The 22,799-nt window shown below is 73.4% G+C and carries 23 protein-coding genes; 8 read left to right on the plus strand and 15 right to left on the minus strand.

Translation table 11 applies throughout. The annotated features are described in order from the left end of the window. The first annotated feature begins 22 nt into the window (after positions 1–22). Both mshA and ACIP84_RS29645 read left to right on the plus strand, forming a co-directional pair. A complete protein-coding gene (gene mshA, locus ACIP84_RS29640) occupies positions 23–1,336 on the plus strand; it encodes a D-inositol-3-phosphate glycosyltransferase (protein ID WP_401802234.1) in 1,314 nt (437 codons plus the stop codon). Between the two features lie 217 nt (positions 1,337–1,553). Further along, a complete protein-coding gene (locus ACIP84_RS29645; RefSeq protein WP_355963857.1) occupies positions 1,554–1,757 on the plus strand; it encodes a hypothetical protein in 204 nt (67 codons plus the stop codon). Between the two features lie 118 nt (positions 1,758–1,875). Here ACIP84_RS29645 and ACIP84_RS29650 read toward each other — a convergent pair whose 3' ends face one another. From ACIP84_RS29650 to ACIP84_RS29680, 7 genes are all read right to left on the minus strand, one after another. After that, positions 1,876–2,928 (minus strand): LuxR C-terminal-related transcriptional regulator, encoded by a 1,053-nt coding sequence (locus ACIP84_RS29650; RefSeq protein ID WP_401801891.1) that lies wholly within the window; start codon positions 2,926–2,928, stop codon positions 1,876–1,878. 126 nt (positions 2,929–3,054) lie between these two features. Next, positions 3,055–4,080, minus strand: coding sequence for a LuxR C-terminal-related transcriptional regulator (locus tag ACIP84_RS29655; protein ID WP_401801893.1), 1,026 nt, complete (start codon positions 4,078–4,080; stop codon positions 3,055–3,057). A gap of 143 nt (positions 4,081–4,223) precedes the next feature. Then, entirely contained in the window at positions 4,224–4,655 is a 432-nt protein-coding gene (locus ACIP84_RS29660) for a transcriptional repressor (RefSeq protein WP_355963852.1), read from the minus strand. 286 nt (positions 4,656–4,941) lie between these two features. Continuing rightward, the gene (locus tag ACIP84_RS29665; protein ID WP_355963850.1) at positions 4,942–5,802 is read right to left on the minus strand and encodes a class I SAM-dependent methyltransferase; all 861 of its coding nucleotides are present in this window, start codon (positions 5,800–5,802) and stop codon (positions 4,942–4,944) included. 203 nt (positions 5,803–6,005) lie between these two features. Continuing rightward, positions 6,006–6,485: a GNAT family N-acetyltransferase gene (locus ACIP84_RS29670; protein WP_355963848.1), complete on the minus strand. Its 480-nt coding sequence runs from the start codon at positions 6,483–6,485 to the stop codon at positions 6,006–6,008. 160 nt (positions 6,486–6,645) lie between these two features. Next, positions 6,646–7,563: a M56 family metallopeptidase gene (locus tag ACIP84_RS29675; protein WP_401801897.1), complete on the minus strand. Its 918-nt coding sequence runs from the start codon at positions 7,561–7,563 to the stop codon at positions 6,646–6,648. Next, positions 7,560–7,952, minus strand: coding sequence for a BlaI/MecI/CopY family transcriptional regulator (locus tag ACIP84_RS29680; RefSeq protein WP_355963844.1), 393 nt, complete (start codon positions 7,950–7,952; stop codon positions 7,560–7,562). The genes ACIP84_RS29675 and ACIP84_RS29680 overlap by 4 nt, the downstream gene beginning before the upstream one ends. 83 nt (positions 7,953–8,035) lie before the next feature. Between ACIP84_RS29680 and ACIP84_RS29685 the strand changes: the two genes are divergently transcribed. Beyond that, complete coding sequence (locus ACIP84_RS29685; protein WP_401801900.1) at positions 8,036–8,203, plus strand: hypothetical protein; 168 nt, start codon at positions 8,036–8,038, stop codon at positions 8,201–8,203. A gap of 23 nt (positions 8,204–8,226) precedes the next feature. Here the strand turns inward: ACIP84_RS29685 and ACIP84_RS29690 are convergent, their stop codons facing one another. The 3 genes from ACIP84_RS29690 to ACIP84_RS29700 all read right to left on the minus strand — a co-directional run bounded on the left by ACIP84_RS29690 (position 8,227) and on the right by ACIP84_RS29700 (position 11,330). Beyond that, positions 8,227–8,508, minus strand: coding sequence for a metal-sensitive transcriptional regulator (locus tag ACIP84_RS29690; protein ID WP_401801903.1), 282 nt, complete (start codon positions 8,506–8,508; stop codon positions 8,227–8,229). Between the two features lie 37 nt (positions 8,509–8,545). Beyond that, positions 8,546–10,822, minus strand: a complete 2,277-nt coding sequence (locus ACIP84_RS29695) for a heavy metal translocating P-type ATPase (protein ID WP_401801906.1) — start codon at positions 10,820–10,822, stop codon at positions 8,546–8,548. 223 nt (positions 10,823–11,045) lie between these two features. Continuing rightward, entirely contained in the window at positions 11,046–11,330 is a 285-nt protein-coding gene (locus ACIP84_RS29700; protein ID WP_355963840.1) for a cation transporter, read from the minus strand. A gap of 207 nt (positions 11,331–11,537) precedes the next feature. On the opposite strand from ACIP84_RS29700, the gene ACIP84_RS29705 reads away from it, so the two are divergent. From ACIP84_RS29705 to ACIP84_RS29715, 3 genes are all read left to right on the plus strand, one after another. After that, entirely contained in the window at positions 11,538–12,548 is a 1,011-nt protein-coding gene (locus ACIP84_RS29705) for a hypothetical protein (RefSeq protein ID WP_401801910.1), read from the plus strand. 52 nt (positions 12,549–12,600) lie between these two features. After that, positions 12,601–13,299: a copper homeostasis protein CutC gene (locus tag ACIP84_RS29710; protein WP_355963836.1), complete on the plus strand. Its 699-nt coding sequence runs from the start codon at positions 12,601–12,603 to the stop codon at positions 13,297–13,299. Positions 13,300–13,542: 243 nt separating this feature from the next. Further along, the gene (locus tag ACIP84_RS29715) at positions 13,543–14,457 is read left to right on the plus strand and encodes an aminoglycoside phosphotransferase family protein (RefSeq protein ID WP_401801913.1); all 915 of its coding nucleotides are present in this window, start codon (positions 13,543–13,545) and stop codon (positions 14,455–14,457) included. Here ACIP84_RS29715 and ACIP84_RS29720 read toward each other — a convergent pair. The 3 genes from ACIP84_RS29720 to ACIP84_RS29730 all read right to left on the minus strand — a co-directional run bounded on the left by ACIP84_RS29720 (position 14,454) and on the right by ACIP84_RS29730 (position 17,570). Then, positions 14,454–15,026 (minus strand): dihydrofolate reductase family protein, encoded by a 573-nt coding sequence (locus ACIP84_RS29720; protein ID WP_355963832.1) that lies wholly within the window; start codon positions 15,024–15,026, stop codon positions 14,454–14,456. The genes ACIP84_RS29715 and ACIP84_RS29720 overlap by 4 nt on opposite strands. Positions 15,027–15,114: 88 nt before the next feature. Further along, positions 15,115–15,546 carry a VOC family protein gene (locus ACIP84_RS29725; RefSeq protein WP_319311025.1) on the minus strand — a complete coding sequence of 144 codons (432 nt, stop codon included), beginning with the start codon at positions 15,544–15,546 and terminating at the stop codon, positions 15,115–15,117. Next, positions 15,543–17,570 (minus strand): HelD family protein, encoded by a 2,028-nt coding sequence (locus ACIP84_RS29730; RefSeq protein WP_401802237.1) that lies wholly within the window; start codon positions 17,568–17,570, stop codon positions 15,543–15,545. Before ACIP84_RS29730 ends, ACIP84_RS29725 begins: the two co-directional genes overlap by 4 nt. 260 nt (positions 17,571–17,830) lie before the next feature. On the opposite strand from ACIP84_RS29730, the gene ACIP84_RS29735 reads away from it, so the two are divergent. Together ACIP84_RS29735 and ACIP84_RS29740 are read left to right on the plus strand one after the other, a co-directional pair. Continuing rightward, positions 17,831–18,019 (plus strand): hypothetical protein, encoded by a 189-nt coding sequence (locus ACIP84_RS29735; RefSeq protein WP_355963831.1) that lies wholly within the window; start codon positions 17,831–17,833, stop codon positions 18,017–18,019. Positions 18,020–18,068: 49 nt separating this feature from the next. Next, complete coding sequence (locus tag ACIP84_RS29740; RefSeq protein WP_401801917.1) at positions 18,069–18,401, plus strand: hypothetical protein; 333 nt, start codon at positions 18,069–18,071, stop codon at positions 18,399–18,401. 79 nt (positions 18,402–18,480) lie between these two features. Here the strand turns inward: ACIP84_RS29740 and ACIP84_RS29745 are convergent, their stop codons facing one another. Next, complete coding sequence (locus ACIP84_RS29745; protein WP_030322109.1) at positions 18,481–20,121, minus strand: DNA repair helicase XPB; 1,641 nt, start codon at positions 20,119–20,121, stop codon at positions 18,481–18,483. Positions 20,122–20,266: 145 nt separating this feature from the next. Next, on the minus strand, positions 20,267–22,792 hold the full coding sequence (locus ACIP84_RS29750) for a helicase C-terminal domain-containing protein (RefSeq protein ID WP_355963828.1): 2,526 nt from the start codon (positions 22,790–22,792) through the stop codon (positions 20,267–20,269). Positions 22,793–22,799 lie beyond the last annotated feature (7 nt).

Raw genomic sequence — 22,799 nt, forward strand, 5'->3', positions numbered from 1 at the left:
TCTCGTGTCCCTGCGCGTCGCCATGCTCAGCGTCCACACCTCCCCGCTCCACCAGCCCGGGACGGGGGACGCCGGCGGCATGAACGTCTACATGGTCGAGCTCTCCCGCGCCCTGGCCGAACAGGGCGCGGAGGTGGATCTGTTCACCCGCTGCCGGGGCGAGGGCCTGCCCCCGCTCGTCGAGCTCGCCCCCGGGGTGCGGGTCCGGCATCTGCACGCGGGGCCGCGTCGGGCGCTGCCCAAGGAGGCCATGCCCGATCTGGTGGTGCCGTTCTCGCTGGCCCTGCTCAAGGAGGAGCGGCGGTACGACCTCGTCCACTCGCACTACTGGCTCTCCGGGCAGGCGGGCCGGATCGCCTCGGTGGGCTGGCGGGTCCCGCTGGTGCACACCGCCCACACCCTCGCCCGGGTGAAGAACGCCTCGCTGGCCGCCGGTGACACCCCGGAGCCGGAGCTGCGGGTGAGGGGTGAGTGCCAGGTGGTGGGCGCCGCCGACCGGCTGATCGCGAACACGGCGGACGAGGCGGAGGCGCTGCGGTCGCTGTACGGGGCGGTGGGGGAGCGGACCGAGGTGGTGCGTCCGGGGGTCGATCTGCGGACCTTCCACCCGGCGGACGGGCGGGCGGCGGCGCGGGCCCGGCTCGGGCTGCCCGCCGGGGCGTTCGTGCCGCTGTACGCGGGTCGCATACAGCCGTTGAAGGGGCCTGACGTGCTCGTACGGGCGGTCGCCGAGCTGCTGCGGGACTCCCCGGACCTGCGCCGCCGGCTCCTGGTGCCGGTGGTCGGCGGGCATTCGGGCGCGACCCGTGAGGGGTCGGCGTGGCGGCTCGCCGCGGATCTGGGGGTGACGGACGTGCTGCGGTCCTGCCCGCCCGTACCGCAGGAGCGGCTCGCGGACTGGTACCGGGCGGCGGACGTCCTGGTGGTGCCCTCACGGAGCGAGTCCTTCGGGCTGGTGGCCCTTGAGGCGCAGGCCTGCGGGACTCCGGTGCTCGCGGCCGCGGTGGGCGGGCTGCCGACGGCGGTGTGGGACGGGGTGACGGGGCTGTTGGTGCGGGGTCACGACCCGGCGGAGTACGCGCGCCGGCTGGGCTGGCTCGCGGCGCACCCGGAGGTGGTGCGGACGATGGGGGAGGCGGCGGTGCGGCATGCGCAGGGGATGAGCTGGCGGGCGTCGGCCGCGCGCACCGTCGAGGTGTACCGGCAGGCGCGGGCGGAGACGCGCCGGCCGGTGTCGCCGGGCGGGGAAGGGGTGGTGGGGCAGGGGCGGCGGCACGCCCCTGCCCCGTCGGCCCCTCTCTCCTGGAGGAACGAGAAGGCCGTAGCACAAGTCTAGCATCTCTTTTGGTTCGACCAAAGATATGGAGAGCTCCGGATGCGTCAATTCCGTTGCGGGGACGGCGGATTGACGCATCCACGCCATGGCGGGTCCACGCAGAGACGAACTATGGATTCGATTCGGGGGCCGGGACAGAATGGAGACGTCTTCAGGGAACGCCCGGCGGCACGGGCCCCCGGAAGGCGGAATTCACATTCCAAGTCCTGGAGGAATCATGTCCGTTGCGCAGAACACCGGAATCCGCAAGGCCGTCCGTCAGCTCCTGGTCGCGGTGGCCGCCTGTACCGCCGTCGCGGGCGGCGCCACCTTCGCCGTCGGCTCCGGCATCGACCACCCGGTCACCCCGCAGACCATCGCCGGAGTAGCCGAGGACAACGGCTGGCCGGTCGTTCCGCCGAAGCCGACCCCGACCAACTGACGTCATTCCGAGCGCATTTCACCAGACAAGTTCTCGCGCCGCCGGGCCCCGCAATCGCTGCCACGATTGTGGGGCCCCGGTATTTCCACGACCTCCGCCCATTCCCCCGTTCCGGCGGTCAGTCCAGCCAGCCGAGCCGCACCGCACGCGCCCCCGCCTCGAACCGGCTCGTCGCGCCCAGCTCCTGCATCAGCTCCGAGATCATCCGGCTGACGGTCCGCAGCGACACCCCGAGCGTGCGCGCGATCCGCTCGTCCTTCATCCCCGAGGCGAGCATGTGCAGCGCGGCCCGCTGCTGCTCCGAAAGGCCGTCGCCGCCCGCCTCGGCCGTCGCCTCGTTGCCGTACGGCGTCGCCGTGTGCCAGCAGTGCTCGTACAGGCTCAGATACGGCCGTACGAGCGCGGTGCCCCGCGCCAGGATCGCGCCCTCGCCCGGCTCCTCGGGCCGGATCGGCACCAGGGCGAACTGCTGGTCGGCGATGATCAGGTTCATCGGGACGACGGGGGCCAGACGGATCTCCACACCCAGCTCCGCGCGCTGCCCCAGGAACTTCTCCATCTGCGGGTCCGTGGCCTCCTGCCGGCCGTAGATGGCCCGCACCCGCACCCCGTTGGCGATCTGCCGCCGGTCCCGGTCGAGCATCCGGTCCGGGTTCTGCCGCCCCGGCGTCCCCGGGTGCAGCGCCGCCGAACTCTCCTGCATCACATCGGTGATGTCCTCGATGGCCTGCTGGATCCTGCGGTAGTCGGTCAGCGCCTCGACGTGCGCCTCCGCCTTCGTCAGCGCCTCGGCCCGCAGATAGGAACCCGCGAGGATCTCCAGCGTGCTGTACGCCTCGTCCGCCTCCGCCAGGTGCTCCCGCAGCCGCTCACGCTCCCGCTCCAGGAGCCGCAGCAGCGCGATCTCCGGGTCGATCGCCGCCACCGTGTCCGTCTCGGAACGCCAGCTGCCGTCCCGCACGGCCGTGACGGTGGCGTGCGCCTGGCCGGTCGGCACGATCAGTCCCAGGGTGAGGAGTTCGCCGCGACATCGCTCGTACTCCTCGGCGGCTAGCCCGAGTTCCCTGCGGACCTCCTCGAAGTCCGAGACGCCCCGACGGCGCAGCTCCTGGTACACGGCAAGCAGGACCTCGGTCGTGCCGTCCCCGATGTCGTCGCCCCCAGTGACCATGGCGAAGTGACCCCCTCATCCTCCGAGTCGCCCCGCCCTCACCTTGTCATACGGCTCGGCGGGAGTCCGTCCTGCTGTGCCCGTACCCGTACCTGCACCTACCGTCTCGCACCGGAACTCCTCGTACTAGGCCCCCTGTTCGGGCCCCTCGCCGTCGAGCAGGCCGAGCCGCGCCGCCTTCACCCCGGCCTCGAAGCGGCTCGCCGCGCCCAGTTCCTGCATGACCTCCGAGAGCAGCCGGCTGACGGTCCTGAGCGACACCCCGAGGCTCCGGGCGATCTGCTCGTCCTTGATGCCCGACGCCAGCATGTGCAGCGCGGCCCGCTGCTGGTCGGACAGCCCGTCGCCGTCACCCCCGCTCTCGCCGGGCTCCTCGCCGTACCGGGACGCCGCCTGCCAGCAGTACTCGTACAGGGCGAGGTAGGAGCGGACGAGGCCGGGGCCGCGGGCCAGGATGGTGGGCGAGTCCGGGTCGTGCGGGTCCGTCGGCAGCAGGGCGAAGTTCTCGTCGGCGAGGACCATGTTCATCGGTACGACGGGGGAGAGCCGCAGCTCGACGCCGAGCGCGGCCCGGTCGGCCAGGTGCTGCGTCATCTCGGGCACGGTGCCGACCCGTCGGCTGTACATGGCGCGGACCCGTACCCCGCGGGCGGCCCGGCAGCGGTCCCGGTCCAGCTCGGCGGCCATGTCCTCACGGCGTACGGACCCGGTGTGCATGACGTGGACGGCGGTACGGACGGACTCGGTCAGCTCGGTCAGCTCGCGCAGCACCCGCTGCGGGTCGGTGACGATCTCCACCTCGACCTCGGAGCGGGGCGTGGCTCCGGCGCGCAGGAACGGTCCGGCGAGGGATTCGAGGGCGGTGTGCGCGCGGCTGGTCGCGGCGAGGCGCTCCTGGAGCCGGTCGCGCTCCCGGCGGAGCAGCCGCAGCAGGGCGACGTCGGGGTCGACGACGGTCCGGGCGCCGGAGCGGTCCGCGGTGGTGAGCCCCAAGGCGGCGAGTTCCTCACGACATCGCTCCCGCTCCTCGGCGGAGAGCTGCAGGCCGTCGGCGACCTGGTCGAAGGTGGTGCCGGGGCGGGTGCGGAGCTCCTGGTACACGGCGAGAGCCTGCTCGCTGCCCGCGCGGGACACGGCGGCGTTTCTGGACACGGCGCAGCAGACTCCCCTCGGATCCACGCGGACCCTGTTGAATCGCCCCGCTAGACCCTGCCACATATTCGAACGACACGCACGGAGTTGACCGCCGTCGTGCGCGCCCGGCGGCCGGCCGCTCGCGTGCGCCCGGCTGCGGCTCAGGCGGCGGGGGCGCTCGCCCGGCAGTCGGGGCACAGGCCCTTGAAGACGACTTCCGCGTCGTCCAGGCGCCACTCCGGAAGGGCGCTCTCGGGTGCCTTCGGCGCGGCCGCCGCGACGTTCTCCACGCGGCCGCACACCGTGCACAGGGCGTGCTGGTGCGCGGGACCCGAGATCTCGAAGACCGCGGGCAGGCCGGGCCGGTCGAACTTGCTGACCAGGCCCGTCTCCTGGAAGTGCCGCAGCATCTCGTACACGGCCTGGCTGGTCAGGGTGCCGAGCCGCTCGCGGGCGGTGGCGGTGATCGCCTCGACGTCGAGATGGCCGCCGGCGGCGAGCACCGTGAGCACCTCCAGGCGCGGACCCGTGACCCGCAGCCCGACGTCGCGCAGGCGCTGGATCACCGCCTCGCGGCCCGTCAGCTCTTCCACGACTGCCATCTTCTCCGCCCGCCCGCCCGCCATCTGGTCGGCTCAAACTTTTGTGGGCATCGTACCTCTTGCTCGTCAACCTCGTCAGGGCTCTTCGTCCGCCCGCCCAGCCGTCCGTCCAGCCGCCGGTCCGCCCAGCCGTCCGTCCAGCCACCGGTCCGCCCAGCCGTCCGTCCAGCCACCGGTCCGCCCAGCCACCGGTCCGCCCAGCCGCCGGTCCGCCCAGCCGTCCGTCCGTACCGTCGTCCGTCCCGTCAGCCGTCCGTCCGGTCAGTCCTCCGTCCGGTCAGTCCTCCGTCCGGCACACGAGCAGGACGGACTCGGTCCGCTCGTCGATCCGGTGCCGCCGCCGGCCCTCGATGTGCAGGCCCGCCGAGTGCAGTTCCGCCGCGAGCCGCTCGGGATCGACGATCCACTTGTCGGTGGTCAGCACGACCCGCTCGGTGGACAGCTTCCCGGTCCTCGCCGCGTAGTACGTGATCCGCTCGCTCATCGACGGCAGGTCGAAGACCTGCCGGGCCACCACCCACTCGTCGACGCCGTCGAAGCGGGGCACCTGGAACGCCCAGGTCCGCCGCGGCTCCGCGATGAGTCCCGGCAGCTGGTGCGCCGTGTAGTCGAGGGCGAGCGCCCCGCCCGTCTGCAGGTGGGACGCCACCTCCCGCAGCAGCGCGGGCCGCCGTGCCGGGGGTACGGCGGCGACCATCGCGCCCGCGAGCAGCGCGAGCCGGTAGCTGCCGTCGAGCCGCAGCTCGGTCAGGTCCGTCCGGTGGGTGACGACGAGCCCGGCCACCTGGGGACCGATCCGGCGGGCCCAGCCGTCGAGGCGCTCCAGGGCCGAGGCGTCCCGGTCCACGGCTTCCACGGCGAAGCCGTGCCGGGCGAACGGGACGGCGAGCCGCCCGGCGCCGGAGCCGAGGTCCAGAACGGGTCCGCCGGTGGAGCGGGCGAGGCTGAGATACCGGACGATGTCCGCGCTGTGGGGGCCGAGCAGGGCGTCGTGCAGCCAGACGGAGTTCTCGTCGGCGGGGGAGACGGACTCGAGTCCCGGCAGGGTGTCCGAGGTGACCCGGACGCCGGCACCGGGGGCGGGTTCCGGCTCCCGGCCGTACCGGGACGGCAGGACCGGAGCGAACGCTGCGGGCACGACGTGCAGGGAAGTGCCGCTCGGTGTGTGCATCGCTCCTCCAGGGGCTCGCTCGGTCCATGCCGTCCGGACGAGGTACCCGTGCCGCCGGGGCCCGCGTCGCTGGACCCATCCTGACCTGGGGGAGGAATCCCGATCCACCGGATCGGGCTGCGTGAACACGCGATGGCGTGGATCTGCCACGCCCCGGAGTGCGGCCGCCGCTACAGCGTTCTGCTCCAGCGCCGGGCGGAGAGCGCGGCGAAGCCCAGGTGGGTGTAGAAGGGCAGTGCCGGGTCCGCCTCCGCGGGGAGTTCCACCCGCTGGTCCCGCGCCCCGAAGTTCCGCATCCGGTCCGTGGCCGCCGCGAGGAGCGCCGTACCGACCCCCCGGCGGCGGGAGCCGGACGCCACCGCGAGGGCGTACACCTCGCCCTCGCCCGGCACCGGGACACCGCCCGCGGCGACACCGACGACCGCGCCCTCCGCGTCGGTCGCGACGAGCCAGCCGAGCCAGCCGGGCGCGCCCCCGGGAATTTCAATTTCCGCGCGTATGCGGGGGAGTGCGCATTGTGCGGAGATCAGTCGCCGCATCGGGATTTCGTCCAGGATTCCCGCGTAGCTGCTCCGAATGACGTCGGCGAGCAGCCTGGATATCGTCGTCGCATCGCCGGCCGCGGCCGTCCGAACGCCAGCCAGCTGCATCGGTTTTGTACCCTTCGACGTGCCGAGCCCGAACCCCAACATACCCACAATAGCGGGGAATTCAGTTGTTCGTGACCGATGCGAAATCTACGAATTCGCTTAGTAAATAGCGCTGTTCGGCAGGTCGGACGTACTGATCGCAGGTACTGAAGCGAGTCGATTAACCGGGGAAGGAACAGCAGGCGACGATCAAGGGCGTCATCGCGAGACCCGCGGCCGCGATGGTCAGCAGACCGCGCAGGACGGGATGTCCGGCGCTGTGCGGGGTGAGGATGCGCCGCATCCGCAGCGCCGCCGACGGGCCGCCCGCCGCGAACGCGGACCGCGGCGCCCGCCCCGAGGCGAGCGCGTACAGCGCCGTGGCCAGCGCGTCCCTGGTGCACCGGCGCAAGGCCCGGTCGTCCGCGGCCATTTCGAGCAGCAGCGGTACGGAGCCCTCCCCGTGCCGGGCGAGCGGCAGGCGCGAGAACACGGCGGCGAAGGCCTCCGCCGCGGCGACGAGGAGATGGTGCCGCCCCGCGATGTGGGCCCGCTCGTGCGCGAGCGCCGCCGCGAGCTGGGCTGGTGTGAGGGCGTCCACCGCGCCGGAGGAGACGACGACCCGGCGCGAGCGGCCCGGCAGGCAGTACACGGCGGGGCGTTCGTCGTCGAGGACGGTGGCCCGCAGCGCGGGGTCGTACCGTCCGACGAGCCGCAGCACGCCCGCGTGCCGCACCCGCACGCGGCGGGCCCTGGCCAGCCGGCGGACGAACGCGGCGGCGGGCATCGAGAGCACGGCGAGGGACAGCGCGAAGGCGAACCGCTCCCGCCCGTCGAGCCCCAGGAGCTGCTCGACCGTGGGCGGCCGGAACGCGAACATCATGTCGGCGAGGCGATGGCTGCTGGCGCTGGACAGGACCAGCTGGGCCGACAGCAGGGCGGTCGCGGCGGCGAAGGCGGCGCCGCACGCGGCCCACACGCCGAGGGCGAGCCGGGGCGCCTGCTGGGCCCAGCGCGCCCGGACGAGCAGCCAGGGGACGAGGAAGCCGGTGAGGACGACGAGGCCGAGCGGGACGAGGACGTGATGGTTCACGTTCACACGCCGCTCCCGCCACCGGGGTGCGGGTCGTGGTCGCCGCGGGCGGCGCGCAGGGCCGCGTCGAGGGCGTCCATGTCCTCGTCCGAGATGACCTCGACGAACCGGAGGAGGGCGGCGGGGCGGTCCTGGCTGTCGCCGAGGGCGTCCCGCATCAGGCCCGCGGTGTACTCCTCGCGGCTGCGGACGGGCTCGTACAGCCAGGCCCGTCCGGCTTTCTCGCGGCGGAGCCAGCCCTTGCGGTGCAGGATGTCCGCGACGGTCATGACGGTCGTGTAGGCGACCCGTCGGCCGCGGTTGATGTCGTCGACGATCTCGCGGACCGTGGCGGGCCGCTGCCAGGCCCACAGTCGGTCCATGATCTCGGCCTCCAGCTCTCCCAGCCGGCGCACGTGCATCCCCTCCCCCTACGGGCGGCTCATCGTACGGGCCGGTCCCCTCGCTCAGATATACCCCCTAGGGGTACGGTGGCGGGATGTCGACCCTCCTGAGGACGCCTACGCGGAACCGCCCCTGCGTGAAGGTCTGCGACTCCGGTCCTCCCGGAACGGTGGAGCTGGTGCTCCTCCGCCGGCTGCTCGGCCTCTGTCTCCGGCTGAGTCTCACGCTGTCCGCCGACTGTCCCTCACGCAAGGGCGGTTGACACCGCCCGCCTAGTCCGTCAGGTCACGTCCGGATCAGCCGGGCGATCGCCCTCGACGCCTCGCTCACCTTCACCTTCGCCTGGTCCCCGCCCTGCGCGATGGCCTCCGTGACGCAGCAGCTCAGGTGCTCGTCGAGCAGGGCCACCGCGCAGGACTGGAGGGCCGCGTTGATCGCGGAGACCTGGGTCAGGACGTCGATGCAGTAGACGTCCTCGTCGACCATCCGCTGCACGCCCCTGACCTGGCCCTCGATCCGGCGCAGGCGTCTGATGACGTCTTCCTTGTGCTGTCCGTAACCGGCCATGGCAGTCTCCCCGTCACATCGCTGAGTCGGCGTCGGATCACTTGTCGGCGGCCTGGAAGCCCCGCAGGCGGAGGCTGTTGCCGACCACGAACACCGAGGAGAAGGCCATGGCCGCGCCCGCGATCATCGGGTTGAGCAGTCCGGCCGCGGCGAGCGGCAGGGCCGCCACGTTGTAGGCGAAGGCCCAGAAGAGGTTCGAGCGGATCGTGCCGAGCGTCTTGCGGGAGAGCCGGATCGCGTCGGCCGCGGCCCGCAGGTCCCCCCGTACGAGGGTCAGGTCGCCGGCCTCGATGGCGGCGTCCGTGCCGGTGCCCATGGCGAGGCCGAGGTCGGCCTGGGCGAGCGCGGCCGCGTCGTTGACGCCGTCGCCGACCATGGCGACCGAACGGCCCTCCGCCTGCAGCCTCTTGACCACGTCGACCTTGTCCTGCGGCATGACCTCGGCGATGACCTCGTCGATGCCGACCTCGGCGGCGACGGCCTCGGCGACCGCCTTGTTGTCGCCGGTGAGCAGGATCGGGGTGAGGCCGAGCGCGCGGAGCCGCCTGATGGCCTCGGCGCTGGTCTCCTTCACCGCGTCGGCGACCTCGAGGACCGCGCGGGCCTCGCCGTCCCAGGCCACCGCGATCGCGGTCCTGCCGGCCTTCTCGGCGGTGTCCTTCGCGGACTTGAGGCCGGCGGGGAGCGCCATGGCCCATTCGTCGAGGAGCTTCTCGCGGCCGACGAGGACGGCGTGCCCGTCGACGACGCCCTGGACGCCGAGGCCGGGGATGTTGGCGAAGTCCTCGGGAGTGGGCAGGGTGCCCACCCTGGCGGCGGCGCCGGTGGCGACGGCCTGGGCGATCGGGTGCTCGGAGGAGTGCTCCAGGGCGCCCGCGAGCCGCAGGACGTCCCTCTCGCTGACATCGCCGACGCCCTCGGCGGTGTGGACCTTGAGGAGGGTCATCCGGCCGGTGGTGACGGTGCCGGTCTTGTCGAGGACGATCGTGTCGACCTTGCGGGTGGTCTCCAGGACCTCGGGTCCCTTGATGAGGATGCCGAGCTGGGCGCCGCGGCCGGTGCCGACCATGAGGGCGGTCGGGGTGGCCAGGCCGAGGGCGCAGGGGCAGGCGATGATCAGGACGGCGACGGCTGCGGTGAAGGCGGCGGTCAGTCCCTGTCCCGTGCCCAGCCAGAAGCCGAGGGTGCCGAGGGCGAGCGCGATGACGACGGGGACGAAGACGGCCGAGATCCGGTCGGCGAGGCGCTGGGCGGCGGCCTTGCCGTTCTGCGCGTCCTCGACGAGCTTGGCCATCCGGGCGAGCTGGGTGTCGGCGCCGACGCGGGTGGCCTCGACGACGAGGCGGCCGCCGGCGTTCAGGGTGGCGCCGGTGACGGAGTCGCCGACGGAGACCTCGACCGGGACGGACTCGCCGGTGAGCATGGAGGCGTCGACGGCGGAGGACCCCTCGACGACGGTGCCGTCGGTGGCGATCTTCTCGCCGGGGCGGACCAGGAAGCGGTCGCCGGCCTGGAGTTCTGCGGTGGGCACGGTGACCTCGCGGCCGCCGCGCAGGACGGTGACCTCCTTGGCGCCCAGCTGCATCAGCGCCTTGAGCGCGGCGCCCGCCTTGCGCTTCGAGCGGGCCTCGAAGTAGCGGCCGGCGAGGATGAAGGCGGTGACACCGGCGGCGGCCTCCAGGTAGATGTTCCCGGCGCCGTCGGTGCGGGCGATCGTGAACTCGAACGGGTGGGTCATCCCCGGCGTGCCGGCGGTCCCGAGGAACAGCGCCCACAGGGACCACAGGAAGGCTGCGATCGTGCCGACCGAGATCAGCGTGTCCATGGTGGCGGCGCCGTGCCGGGCGTTCGTCCAGGCGGCGCGGTGGAACGGCCAGGCGGCGTAGACGACGACCGGCGCGGCGAGCGTGAGGCTCAGCCACTGCCAGTACTCGATCTGCAGCGCCGGGACCATCGCCATGGCGATGACGGGCACGGCGAGGGCGACGGCGGTGATCAGCCGCTGCTTGAGGGGGCGCAGCTCCTCGTCGGCCCTCTCCTCGTCGGAGGGGCCGTCGGGGGCGCCGGGGGTCTCGGACCGCGGGGGCGCGGGCTCGGCGGCGGTGTAGCCGGTGGCCTCGACGGTGGCGATGAGGTCGGCGACGTCGATGTCGGCGTCGAAGGTGACCTTCGCCTTCTCGGTGGCGTAGTTGACGGTGGCCTCGACCCCGTCCATCCGGTTGAGCTTCTTCTCGATGCGGGCCGCACACGAGGCGCAGGTCATGCCGCCGATGGCGAGCTCGACCTGGGCGCTGCCCGGTGTCGTCGTTGTCATTAGCTCTTCCTGCTCCTCATTTCGGGGCTCGGTCCGCCTCCGGGGCGCTGGAGCCGGGCTCACGGACCCGACCGTGCTCGCCTGCCTCGTTCCTCGGGAGGCTCCGCGCGCTCGGGTCCGTTCCCCCGGCGCGCCCCTTCGGCTCACTCGCCGGCCCCGGGGGTGGAGGCGCTGGTACGCGGGCGGGCGGGTGTGCGAGCACGGCGGCCGAGGGGGCTGTCGGTCAGGCGCGGCCGGTGAGCTCGTAGCCCGCGTCGTCGACCGCCGCGGTGACCGCCGCGTCGTCGGGCTCGCCGCCGGTGGTCACGGTGACGAGGCCGCCGTCGACGTCGACGTCGACGGAGATGACGCCGTCGAGCGCGCTGACGGACTTGGTGATCGCGGTCCTGCAGTGGCCGCAGGTCATGCCGGAGACGGCGTAGACGGTGGTGGTGCTGTCGGCGACCGCGACGGCGGTGGCCTCCGTGGTGGTCGAGCAGCTGTTGTCGGGGGTGCAGCAGGAGCCCATGGCTTCTCCTCGGTCGGTTCCGATGGGGCAAGATACCCTCGGGGGGTATCGGCTTCCTTCCATGTATACCCCCCTCCCGTATTACGCGCAAGCAGCTCCCCGGCTTGACTTGATACCCCCCAGGGGTATGGTGAAGTGCATCGAACGGTTACCGAAGTGCCGCGAACGGCTACCGACGCCGCCGCCACCACCTACGGGAGAGCAGCCATGAACACCGGAGTGAAGATCACCGCCTATGCCGCCGCGCTCGCCGCGACCTTCGGGGCCGCGTACGGGGTCGGCACGGGCGTCGGCCCCGTCGAGGAGCCGAAGAAGGCCGGGCACGGGGAGCACGCGGCCGCGCCCGCGCCGACGGAGAGCGCGGCGGCGGACGGCCACGGCGGGCACGAGGAGGGCGCCCCCGCGGACACCCCCGACACCGCCGCCGCGGACACCCCCGGCGGCCTCCAGGTCTCCGAGGGCGGCTACACCCTGGCCATGGAGACGCCCGCCCCCGCCGCGGGCAGGAGCACCCTGAAGTTCTCCATCAAGGACTCGGCCGGCCGGAAGGTCACCGCGTTCACCACCGAGCACGGCAGGGAACTGCACTTCATCGTCGCCTCGCGCGACCTCCACACCTTCCGCCACCTGCACCCCGTGAAGGCGGCCGACGGCACCTGGTCGGTGGTCGCGGACCTGCCCCGCGCCGGCGGCTACAAGGCCTTCGCCGACTTCAAGCCCGCCGCGCCCGGCGCCCGGGGCATCACACTCGGCGTCGACCTCTCCGTACCGGGGGCGTACGCGCCGAAGCCGCTGCCCGCCGTCGCACCGACCGCCACCGTCGACGGCTACCAGGTCCGCCTCGGCGGCACCCTGAACCCCGGCAAGGCCGGCGAGCTCCGGCTCACCGTCACCAGGGCCGGGAAGCCGGTCACCGACCTGGAGCCGTACCTCGGGGCGTACGGACACCTCGTCGCCCTGCGCGACGGCGACCTCGCCTACCTCCATGTGCACCCGAACGAGGGCGGCCCCGGCCCCGACGTCTCCTTCACGGCGACGGCACCCAGCGCGGGCACGTACCGCCTGTTCCTCGACTTCCAGCACGAGGGCGAGGTGCGGACGGCGGCCTTCACGGTGACGGCGGGCACGGCCGGGACCGGGCCCACGACCGGCGGCGAGGCGCCCGCACCCGCAGCCGGTGAGGCCACGCACGGTGCGGGAGACCACGCGCACGGCTAGGCTGGTCATTGGACTAGACCTGTAGAGACGCATTCATGGAGGAATGGGCTCGATGAGCAACCGTGCAGTCCTTGAGGTGATCGCCCTCGACGAGGAAGACGCGGTCGCTGCCCAGACCGGTGGAGCCGACAGGCTCGAACTCGTCACCGACATGGCGGCGGACGGACTCACCCCGTCCCGGACCGGCTTCGCCGCCATCCGCGCCGCCGTCGACATCCCGCTGCGCGTGATGCTCCGCCTCACCGACGGCTTCGCCGCCGGCGGCCCCGAGGGCGTCGACGCCCTGGTGACCCGGGCCCTCGACCTGCGCGAGGCGGGCGCCGACGAGTTCGTCCTCGGCTTCCTCACCCCCGACGGCGAGCCCGACCTCGTGGCCGTCGAGCGCCTCATCGCCGTCCTCGACGGCTGCCGCTGGACCTTCCACCGGGCGATCGACCGCACCGCCGACCGCGACGGACTGCGCAAGCGGCTCGCCGACCTGCCCGGCCTCGACACCTATCTGACGGCGGGCGCCGCCACCGGCGTCGACGACGGCCTGGCCACCCTCAAGGCCGAGGCCGCCCGCGCGGGCGAGCCCGGCTACGAGGCCCGGATCCTCGTCGGCGGCGGCCTCCGCCTCGACCACCTCCCCGGACTGCGCGCGGCGGGCCTGGACGCCTTCCACATCGGCGGCGCGGCCCGCCCCCGGGGCTGGGCCGCCCCCGTCTCGGCGGACGCGGTACGGACGTGGCGCGAGGCGCTGGACGCGTAGGGGTTCCGGCGGGGGCGGGGCCGGCGGGGCTTCGGGGCGGCGGGCGCCCGGGACCGGCCCGGGGTACGGCTCGGGACGGCCCGGGACCGGCCCGGGGTACGGCTCGGGACGGCCCGGGACCGGCCCGGGGCACGGCTCGGGGCGGCCCGGGACCGGATCGCGGCCCGTAAGGCCCGGGACCGGCTCGTGGCGGGCGCCAAAATGCCTCGCCTCTGGCGGCGAACGCTCGTTAGCCTCCCCGGTATGGCAGCCACCCCGACGCGACCCGGCGAACTCGACATCGACACCGCCCTCGTCGCGCGGCTCGTCGCCGGGCGGTTCCCCGAGTGGGCGGGCCTTCCGGTACGGCGCGTCACCTCGGCGGGCACGGACAACGCGATGTACCGCCTCGGCGACGACCTCGTCGTACGGCTGCCCCGCGTCCCGTACGCCGCGCGCGACGTCGAGAAGGAACAGCGCTGGCTGCCCCTGCTCGCCCCGCACCTGCCGCTGGACGTCCCGGTCCCGGTGGGACGGGCCGGGGCGAGCGCCGAGTTCCCGCTGCCCTGGTCGGTCTACCGCTGGCTCGACGGCGACGACACCTACGACGCCCCGCTCACCGACCTCGCCCACGCGGCCGTCGCACTGGGCCGCTTCGGCGCCGCCCTGCGCGCCGTCGACGCGAGCGACGGGCCCACGTCCTTCCGGGGCGGTCACGTCACCGGCTGGGAGGAGGGCCACCTGCCGGGCGTGATCCACGACTTCGGCGCCGAGGGCCTGATCGACGCCGACCTCGCCACGGCCGCCTGGGAGGCCGTCCTGCGGCTCCCGCAGTGGGACGGCCCGCCCGTCTGGGTCCACGGCGACCTGCTGCCGGGCAACCTGCTCGGCCGCGAGGGCCGTCTCAGCGCCGTCATCGACTTCGGCGGCGTCGGTACGGGCGACCCCGCCTGCGACACGATGCCCGCCTGGACCCTGTTCACCGCCGCCACCCGCCCGCTCTTCCGCGAGGCGGCCCGCGTCGACGACGCGACCTGGGCGCGGGGGCGCGGCTGGGCCCTGGCCTGGGGCCTGGTGACCGAGCACTACTACCGGGAGACGAACCCGGTGCTCGCGGCCGTCGCCCGCCGCACCCGCACCGAGGCACTCGCGGAGTACGCGGCGTCGGTCACCCCCTAGCGGACGACGTCGAACACGTTCTTCTGGATGCCGTTGGAGTACGCCTCGTGCTCGACGAGCCGCAGGTTCTGCGCGTCCTTGTCCGTCTGGCTGAAGAGACGCTTGCCCGCGCCGAGCAGCAGCGGGAAGACGAGCAGGTGGTACCGGTCGATCAGACCGGCGTCCGACAGCGCACGGCCCAGCGTGGCGCTGCCGTGCATGATGATCGGGCCGCCCTCGGTCTCCTTCAGCGCGGCGACCTCGTCGAGCGAGCGCAGGATCGTGGTCTCGCCCCAGTTGTCGACCAGGTCGTCCTCGGTGAGGGTCGTGGACACCACGTACTTCGGCAGCGTCTTGTAGCGGGCGAAGTCCTCCATGTCGGGCCACACGGCGCTGAACGCCTCGTAGCTGGCCCGGCCGAGCAGCATCGCGCCGGCCTCCTCCTGCTCCTGGCCCTTCAGCGCGTACGCCTCCGGAACGAACTCCACCTCCTTGAAGGTCCAGCCCGAGTTCCGGTAACCGGGCTCGCCGCCCGGAGCCTCCACGACACCGTCGAGCGAGACGAAGGCGGAGCTGATCAGCGTGCGCATCTGGGTTCTCCCGTAGGGTTCATGACGGCCGCTCAGCCCTGGCGCTCAGCAGCGAACACAACCTATAGACCGGCGCTCCGGAAGAAACTCATCGGTCGCCGGCCGACGCGTCCGCGTCGCTCTCCGGCGCGGCGACGAGCTCCACCTCGAACCCGTCGGCGTTCTCCAGATAGGCCGCGTAGACGCCCTCGCCTCCCGCGTACGGATGGCGGTCGGCGAACAGCAGCCGCCAGCCGTGCGACGGCGCGGCGTCGACGAGCGCGTCGACGGCGGCCCGGTCGCCGGCGTGGAACGCGAGGTGGTTCAGGCCGGGCCTCAGCCGGTCGTGCCGGTCCGACGTGCGGGCCGGGGACTGCTCGACGACGAGGTAGAAGGAGCCGAGCGCCCAGCTGCGACCGCCCTCCCACCGCTGGAAGGGCTCGTACCCGAGGGCGCCGAGGAGCCAGCCGAAACTGGCCTCGGCCACCGCGAGATCCCCCACCCACACCTCGACGTGATGCGGCGCACCCGGTCGGCTCACGCCTGCGCCAACTGCGGCGGGATCGGCGCGGAGTGAAGGACGGTCAGCCCGGACACGGCACGGGTCAGCGCCACGTACAGCCGGCGCAGGCCGGTCCGCTCGTCCGGCTCGCCGTCGACGACGGCCGCGGGCTCGTCCAGGACCACGTAGTCGTACTCCAGGCCCTTCGCGAGCGAGGCCGGGACCAGCGTCAGCCGGGACTCGGCCGTGGTCTCCTCGCCGGGGGAGAGGTACGCGAGCCCGGCGTCCGTCAGCGCCTCCGCGAGCGGGGCGATCCGCGCGTCGGCGGCGATCAGCCCGATGGAGCCGTCGTGGCCCAGCGCCTCGACACAGGCCGCGACGACGTCCCGGTCGAGCGCGTCCGTGTGCCGTACGTCCAGCGAGCCCGGGTTCTCACGCACCGACTCCACGGCCGCGAGCCCCGGCGACATGTGCGGAAGGAGCCGCGAGGCGTACGCGATGACCTCACGCGGCACACGGAAACCGGCGGTCAGCTCCTCCACCACCGCCTCCGGCTTCCCGAGGTGTCCGAGCGCCTCCGCCCAGCTCGCCGTCGCCCACGGCGTCGTGCCCTGCGCGAGGTCGCCGAGGACGGTCGCCGAGCCGGTCGTGCAGCGCCGGCCCACCGCCCGGTACTGCATCGGGGACAGGTCCTGCGCCTCGTCGAGGACGACGTGGCCGAGCGAGTGCGTCCGCTCCACCAGGTCCCGCGCCTCGTCGACGAGGACCGCGTCCGCGGCCGACCACTTCGCCGTCTTCACGCTCCGGGCGGGCTTCGCCCAGAGCAGCAGCTTCTGCTCGTCCTCGGTGAACAGCCCCTCGGCGTGCTCCGCCAGGAACTCCGCGTCGCCGAGCAGCCGGAGCACCAGCTTCGCGGGCTCCACCAGCGGCCAGCACTCCTTCACGACGGCCTTCACGGCCGTGTTGCGCGCGACGGCGTTCTGCACCCGGTCGTCGGGCGCCTCGCCGGCCTCCTCCATCCGCACCAGGACCGCGTGCGCGATCCGCTGCGGCAGCGCCTCGCGGGCGGCCCCGTAGCGGATGTCACGGTCCAGCAACTCCTGGACGATCTCCTCCAGTTCGTAAGCGGGCACCCGCCAGCGGCGCGAGCCGCGCACCACCATGAGGGACTCCTTGGGCAGCGCCACGTGCGAACGCACCGCGCGTCGCAGCAGCTCCGCCATCCGGGCGTCGCCCTTGACGACGGCGGTGGCGGCCTCGTCCGTGCCCCGCACCTCGACCTGCCCGCCGACGAGATCGTCGACCGTGGCCTGCTTGACCTCCAACTCGCCCAGGGCGGGGAGGACTTGCTCGATGTAGTGGAGGAAGGACCGGTTGGGGCCGATGACCAGCGTCCCGGTCCGGGCCAGCCGCTCCCGGTGCGCGTACAGCAGATAGGCGACACGGTGCAGGCCGACGGCGGTCTTACCGGTCCCGGGCCCTCCCTGGACGCACACGGTCCCGGAGAGGTCGGACCGGACGATCCCGTCCTGCTCGGGCTGGATGGTGGCGACGATGTCGCGCATGGGGCCGACGCGGGGCCGCTCGATCTCGGCCTGGAGCAGCCGGCTGGTCTGTTCGAGCTCCTCCGGGTCGGAGAGGTGCTCGTCCTCGTACGCGGTGAGCTCGCCGCCCGTGTAACCGAAGCGCCGGCGCAGCCCGACGTCCTGCGGGTCCTTCTTCGACGCCTGGTAGTACGGCTGCGAGACCGGCGCACGCCAGTCGATCACCATCGGGTCGCCGTCGGCGTCGTGCACGTGCCGCCGCCCGATGTAGAAGCGCTGCCCCTCCTGCGTGGTGTGCAGGTAGTCCAGGCGCCCGAAGAACAGCGGGGTGTGGGACAGGTCCGCGAGCGCCTTGATCCGGTCCTCGATCTGCCGCCCGAGCACCAGCGAGTTCACCCAGTTCGCGGTGACGTCCTTGATGTCGAGCGCCTCCACGTCCTCGCGCATCGCGCGCAGGGCGGCGCGGGAGGACGTCAGGTGGGCCCGCTCGCGCGCGAGGGGATCGTCGGAAACGGGCACGGACACGGACACGGCGGAGCCTCCGGGGGTAGTGCGCGGACACGTCGAGGTGGCCGCCGGTTACCGACCGGGCGGCGGCTCTCCACGGAGGGAGGCGGGGAAGCTGGCGAGTGTAACTCCTGAGCGGGGCTGGGGGCGAACGGTTTCGACCCTTCTCCATCCCGTAGGGGACGGGGTCCGCCTCACGTCGGACACGGCCCCCGGCCCGGTTCACCCCCCAGACCGATGTGTCATGAATGTCCGAATTCCATCATGGAGACATGACCGCGACGACCTTCACCCTCGTGACCACCGTGACCCGCCCCCGGGTCCGCCCCCTCCACACGGCCCTGCGCGCGATACGCGCCTTCGGCGGCGCCGCGGCCGGCGTCGTCCTCCTGGGCGACTACGGCCCGCCGGAGGCCGGCGTCAGGAACCCGCGCCCTGAGTACGCGCCCGGCCCCGACTGAGTACGAGAACGCCTGCCGCCACGGGTCCGCCGGCTGATGTGATCGACCCATGACGACGCCGACGACGCCGACGACGCTGACCGACCGCCCCCACGGCACCGACCTCACCGACCCCCACGCCCCGAGCCCCCGCGCCCTGCGGGTCATCGCGGGCTGCGGATTCCTCCTCCTGGCGGCATGCTTCGTCGCCACCGTCGTGGTGGTGCTCGGCGACGCCGTCGAGGGGGACGGCGTCGCCAAGGGGTTCGTCACGGCGGCGTTCTGGACCCTGTTCGCCGGAGCCCTCACCGGAGTGGCGGCCCTGATCGCGCCCCGCAAGGGCCTGGTGGTCGCCGAGTACGTCCTGGCGGTCACGGCCCCCGTGCTGGCGCTCATGGACTAGCCGGCGGCTCTACGCGACCGCTGGACGGGACCGCGGCTCCACGCGACCGCTGCTCCACGCGACCGCTCACGCGGCCGTCCTACGGCGCGAGCAGCTCGTCCGCGTCGACGATCCGGTACGCGTACCCCTGCTCGGCGAGGAACCGCTGCCGGTGGGCGGCGAAGTCCTGGTCGATGGTGTCGCGGGCGACCACCGAGTAGAAGTGCGCCTGGTGGCCGTCGGACTTCGGACGGAGCACCCGGCCGAGGCGCTGTGCCTCCTCCTGGCGGGAGCCGAAGGTGCCGGACACCTGGATGGCGACGGTCGCCTCGGGCAGGTCGATGGAGAAGTTCGCGACCTTCGACACGACGAGCACGCTGATCTCGCCGGTCCTGAAGGCGTCGAAGAGCTTCTCGCGCTGGGCGTTCGGCGTCTCGCCCTTGATGACGGGTGCGTCCAGGTGCTCGCCGAGCTCGTCGAGCTGGTCGATGTACTGCCCGATGACGAGGATCTGCTGCCCCTCGAACTTCTTCACGAGGGCCTCGGTCACCTTCCGCTTCGTCGCGGTCGTGGCGCAGAAGCGGTACTTCTCCTCGGCCTCGGCGGTGGCGTAGGCGAGCCGTTCGGAGTCGGTCAGGTTCACCCGGACCTCGACGCAGTCGGCGGGCGCGATGTAGCCCTGCGCCTCGATCTCCTTCCAGGGCGCGTCGAACCGCTTGGGCCCGATGAGCGAGAAGACATCCGACTCCCGGCCGTCCTCGCGGACGAGGGTGGCGGTGAGCCCGAGGCGGCGGCGGGCCTGCAGATCGGCGGTGAACTTGAAGACGGGCGCGGGAAGCAGGTGCACCTCGTCGTAGACGATCAGCCCCCAGTCGCGGGAGTCGAACAGCTCCAGGTGGGGGTAGATCCCCTTCCGCTTGGTGGTGAGCACCTGGTACGTGGCGATGGTGACCGGCCGGATCTCCTTCTTTGTACCGCTGTACTCGCCGATCTCGTCCTCGGTGAGCGAGGTCCGCTTGACCAGCTCGTGCTTCCACTGGCGGGCGGACACGGTGTTGGTGACGAGAATCAGCGTGGTCGCCTTCGCCTGGGCCATCGCACCGGCCCCGACCAGCGTCTTTCCCGCACCGCAGGGCAGGACGACGACGCCCGACCCACCGTGCCAGAAGCCCTCCACCGCCTGCTTCTGGTACGGCCGCAGGGCCCATCCGTCCTCGGCGAGGTCGATCCGGTGGGCCTCGCCGTCGACGTAACCGGCGAGGTCCTCGGCGGGCCAGCCCAGCTTCAGCAGCGTCTGCTTGATCTGCCCGCGCTCGGAGGGGTGCACGACGACGGTGTCGGGGTCGATCCGCTCCCCGACGAGCGGCTGCACCTTCCGCGACCGCAGGATCTCCTCGAGGACGGGCCGGTCGGTGCTGGTCAGCACGAGCCCGTGCGTCGGATGCTTGGACAGCGTCAGACGCCCGTAGCGGGCCATGGTCTCGGCGATGTCGACGAGCAGCGCGTGCGGGACGGGATAGCGCGAGTACTCGACGAGCGCGTCGACGACCTGCTCGGCGTCGTGGCCGGCGGCCCGCGCGTTCCACAGCCCGAGAGGCGTCAGCCGGTACGTGTGAATGTGCTCGGGCGCCCGCTCCAGCTCGGCGAACGGCGCGATGGCCCGCCGACAGGCATCGGCGAGCTCGTGGTCGACCTCCAGGAGCAGCGTCTTGTCACTCTGGACGATAAGAGGTCCATTCACGTGATCAGGTCCTTCCGACACCGTGCCGTTCCCGTAACGGCCAATCCTCCAGTGTGCCTGACCGGGGTGAATGCTGCGAAGGCCCCCGACGCGGCCCTCGGCACGGCCCCCGGCGCGGCCCTCGGCCCGCCCCCGGCCGCGTCCGTCACACCTGGTCGTCCGCCAGTTCCGCCACGCCCGTGATCCGGTGCAGCGGGTAGGTGCGGACCTCGTCCGCCGTGTGGTCGTAGGCCGTCACGAAGCCGCCCTCCACCCGCACCGGGGCGATCACCCGCTGGCTCGCGCCGCCCTCCGCGTTCACATAGCCGATCCAGACCGCCGAGCCCGTCATCGCCGCCGCCTGGACCGTCGCCAGCGTCTCCGCCGCCGACGTGCGCGGCAGGGCGCCCGCCGCCGTCGGGGCGGCCGTCGGTTCCTTGCGGACCGCCGTCGCCGCCCGGTCACCCGCGCGGATCGCCTTGACCGCCGCGCCGAGCAGCGTCGTGTCGGGGGCCGGCGGGCCGTCCGGCACCGGCACCGGGGCCGTCCGCGCGCCCGTGCGGTACGCGTCCGCCCGCGTGATCAGAACGTCGCCCGTCGTCGACTCGGCCGCCGGCGCGTACCCCATCGACCGCAGCCCGTCGAGCAGCGACGTCGGGTCCGTCTGCGCCGCGAGCACCGTCGGCGCGAGGCGCCGCAGGCCGAGGGACGACGAGCGGCGGTCCGCCAGGATCTCGCCCAGCACCGTGTCGTCGTCGCAGCGCACATACGCCGACGCCGCCCCGACCCGCAGATGGCCGTGGCGTCTCGCCACGTCGTCGATCAGATAGGCGAGCGGCTGCGGGACCGGCGTCCGCGCGTGCGCCTTGAGGAACTCGTGCAGGTCGGTGGCGGTCTGCCCGGAGTCGAGCGCCCGCCGTACGGACCCGGGTGTGAACCGGTAGACCGTCGCACCACCCTTCGATTCCACGTCCGCGAGCACCGCGAGCGCGTCGGCGAGCGGCCGCCGCAGCGGCCCCGGCGCCACCGCCGTCAGGTCCGCCTGCAGAAGGATGTGGTCGACGGCCTCCGGCAGGAGCGGGGCCAGGAGCGTCGCCGCCCGCTCCGCCGCGACCGACAGCTCCACGCCCCCGCCCAGCGCCCCGGCCGACGCCGCCTCCGCCAGCGGAAGGTTCAGCAGCGCACGGGCCGGCCCCGACAGGGCACCCCGCCCCGTGAGACCGAGGAGCTCCGCCTCCGCCAGCGCCCACCGGGCCAGCCGCGACCGCAGGTCGCCGCCCTCCTCCGCGGCCGACGCCCCCCGCAGCGGCCGCTCCCACCGCAGCCGCGCGAACAGCGACTCCGGCTCCACCGACGAACCCGGCGGCAGCGTCGCGAGCAGTCCGAGCACCCGGTGCCGGACCTCCGGCGCGGGCGACCGGTCCAGATCAGGGCCGAGCACCGACAGCGTCCGGCCCTTCGTGTCCTGACCGCCGGCCACGCCCGGCGTCCGGGTCGCCGTCAGCCACGGCGTGACGAGCCGTGCCCAGCGTTCCGCCGGCGGCAGGTCGAGCCAGTCGTCGTACGCCGGCGTCGGCGCGTACCGCTCGTCCGCCTCACCGTCCGACGCGAGCAGCCCCGCCCCGTAACAGAGCTCAAGCCAGAACGCCGCCGTCTCCTCCGACACGTCGAGCGCCGCCGCCGTCCGCTTCAGGTCGCGTACGGACAGCCCGCCGGCCCGCAGCACCGGCGGCCCGCCCCGGTCCCAGGACTTCAGCAGCTCCTCGACCGTCGCGAGCGCCAGCTGCGCCTGCCCGGCCGCCGCACTGTCCACCACCTGCGGGCGGTACTCCCGCAGCACCGCCGGCACCGGCGCGACCGGCTCAGGCGCCCGGTGCGCCCGCCCGCCCCGCAGATGCAGCGCCACCTCACGCGGCAGCACCATCGTCCGCGGCGACACCGGAAGCAGCAGGCCGTGGTCGCGCAGCCACTGCACGGGAGCCGCCGGCTTCGCCGTCACCTCGCCGTACGGCGGACCCCACACCAGCCGGTCGAGCACGGACAACGCGTCCGGTGACGCCGTGTCCAGCAGCGCCCCCATCCGGTCCCGGTCGGTGAACAGCCCGGTCAGCGCCGCCACCGCCGACACCGGATCGTGCGTCGCCGGCAGCCCCGCGGCCGCGATGATCTCCTGCACCCGGCCAGGCGACATCCCCGACGTCGCCTCGGCCACCGTCGGCCCCAGACCCGTCGGCGACGGATGCTGCGCCGACGGCGCGAGCAGCTCCCGCGCCGTCCGCACCAGCCGCAGCCGGTCGTCCTCGCCCCACACCAGCGCCTGCTCGCGCAGCAGCGCCACCGCACCCGGCAGCGCCGCCTCGATCTCCGGGTCGCCCTCGTCGCCGGTGAGCAGCCCCAGGAGTACGGGGTACGGCGCCGGGTCCTGAGCCACCGCGAGCGCTTCGGCCGTCTGCAGGGCGAACCGGTCGAGCCGCTCCAGGGCACGCACCACCGAACCCCGCGTCCCGGCGCGCGTCGCCAGCTGCGTCAGGTCGTTCGGCACCGGACTCAACAGATCGGGCCGGGCACGCAACAGCGCGGCGAGCCCCTCGTCGCCCCGCGCGCGCAGCGCCTCAGCGAGTGTGCGGGGCGCCGCGGCGGCGCCAGTTACCTCGGGCACGTGCGCCTCCCGGTCGAGCTCACCGATCCCCATCCGCCCC

Origin of the sequence: Streptomyces sp. NPDC088707 (assembly GCF_044752725.1) — a bacterium.
In the GTDB taxonomy this organism is placed as follows: domain Bacteria; phylum Actinomycetota; class Actinomycetes; order Streptomycetales; family Streptomycetaceae; genus Streptomyces.

Bases quoted from the DNA above. Each gene is read 5' to 3' on its own strand.
- ACIP84_RS29710 (WP_355963836.1), top strand. From the start codon at position 12,601: ATGAGCAACCGTGCAGTCCTTGAGGTGATCGCCCTCGACGAGGAAGAC.
- ACIP84_RS29645 (WP_355963857.1), top strand. From the start codon at position 1,554: ATGTCCGTTGCGCAGAACACCGGAATCCGCAAGGCCGTCCGTCAGCTC.
- ACIP84_RS29670 (WP_355963848.1), bottom strand. From the start codon at position 6,485: ATGCAGCTGGCTGGCGTTCGGACGGCCGCGGCCGGCGATGCGACGACG.
- ACIP84_RS29695 (WP_401801906.1), bottom strand. From the start codon at position 10,822: ATGACAACGACGACACCGGGCAGCGCCCAGGTCGAGCTCGCCATCGGC.
- ACIP84_RS29650 (WP_401801891.1), bottom strand. From the start codon at position 2,928: ATGGTCACTGGGGGCGACGACATCGGGGACGGCACGACCGAGGTCCTG.
- ACIP84_RS29685 (WP_401801900.1), top strand. From the start codon at position 8,036: ATGTCGACCCTCCTGAGGACGCCTACGCGGAACCGCCCCTGCGTGAAG.
- ACIP84_RS29700 (WP_355963840.1), bottom strand. From the start codon at position 11,330: ATGGGCTCCTGCTGCACCCCCGACAACAGCTGCTCGACCACCACGGAG.
- ACIP84_RS29750 (WP_355963828.1), bottom strand. From the start codon at position 22,792: ATGGGGATCGGTGAGCTCGACCGGGAGGCGCACGTGCCCGAGGTAACT.
- ACIP84_RS29715 (WP_401801913.1), top strand. From the start codon at position 13,543: ATGGCAGCCACCCCGACGCGACCCGGCGAACTCGACATCGACACCGCC.
- mshA (WP_401802234.1), top strand. From the start codon at position 23: ATGCTCAGCGTCCACACCTCCCCGCTCCACCAGCCCGGGACGGGGGAC.
- ACIP84_RS29735 (WP_355963831.1), top strand. From the start codon at position 17,831: ATGACCGCGACGACCTTCACCCTCGTGACCACCGTGACCCGCCCCCGG.
- ACIP84_RS29720 (WP_355963832.1), bottom strand. From the start codon at position 15,026: ATGCGCACGCTGATCAGCTCCGCCTTCGTCTCGCTCGACGGTGTCGTG.
- ACIP84_RS29690 (WP_401801903.1), bottom strand. From the start codon at position 8,508: ATGGCCGGTTACGGACAGCACAAGGAAGACGTCATCAGACGCCTGCGC.
- ACIP84_RS29740 (WP_401801917.1), top strand. From the start codon at position 18,069: ATGACGACGCCGACGACGCCGACGACGCTGACCGACCGCCCCCACGGC.
- ACIP84_RS29705 (WP_401801910.1), top strand. From the start codon at position 11,538: ATGAACACCGGAGTGAAGATCACCGCCTATGCCGCCGCGCTCGCCGCG.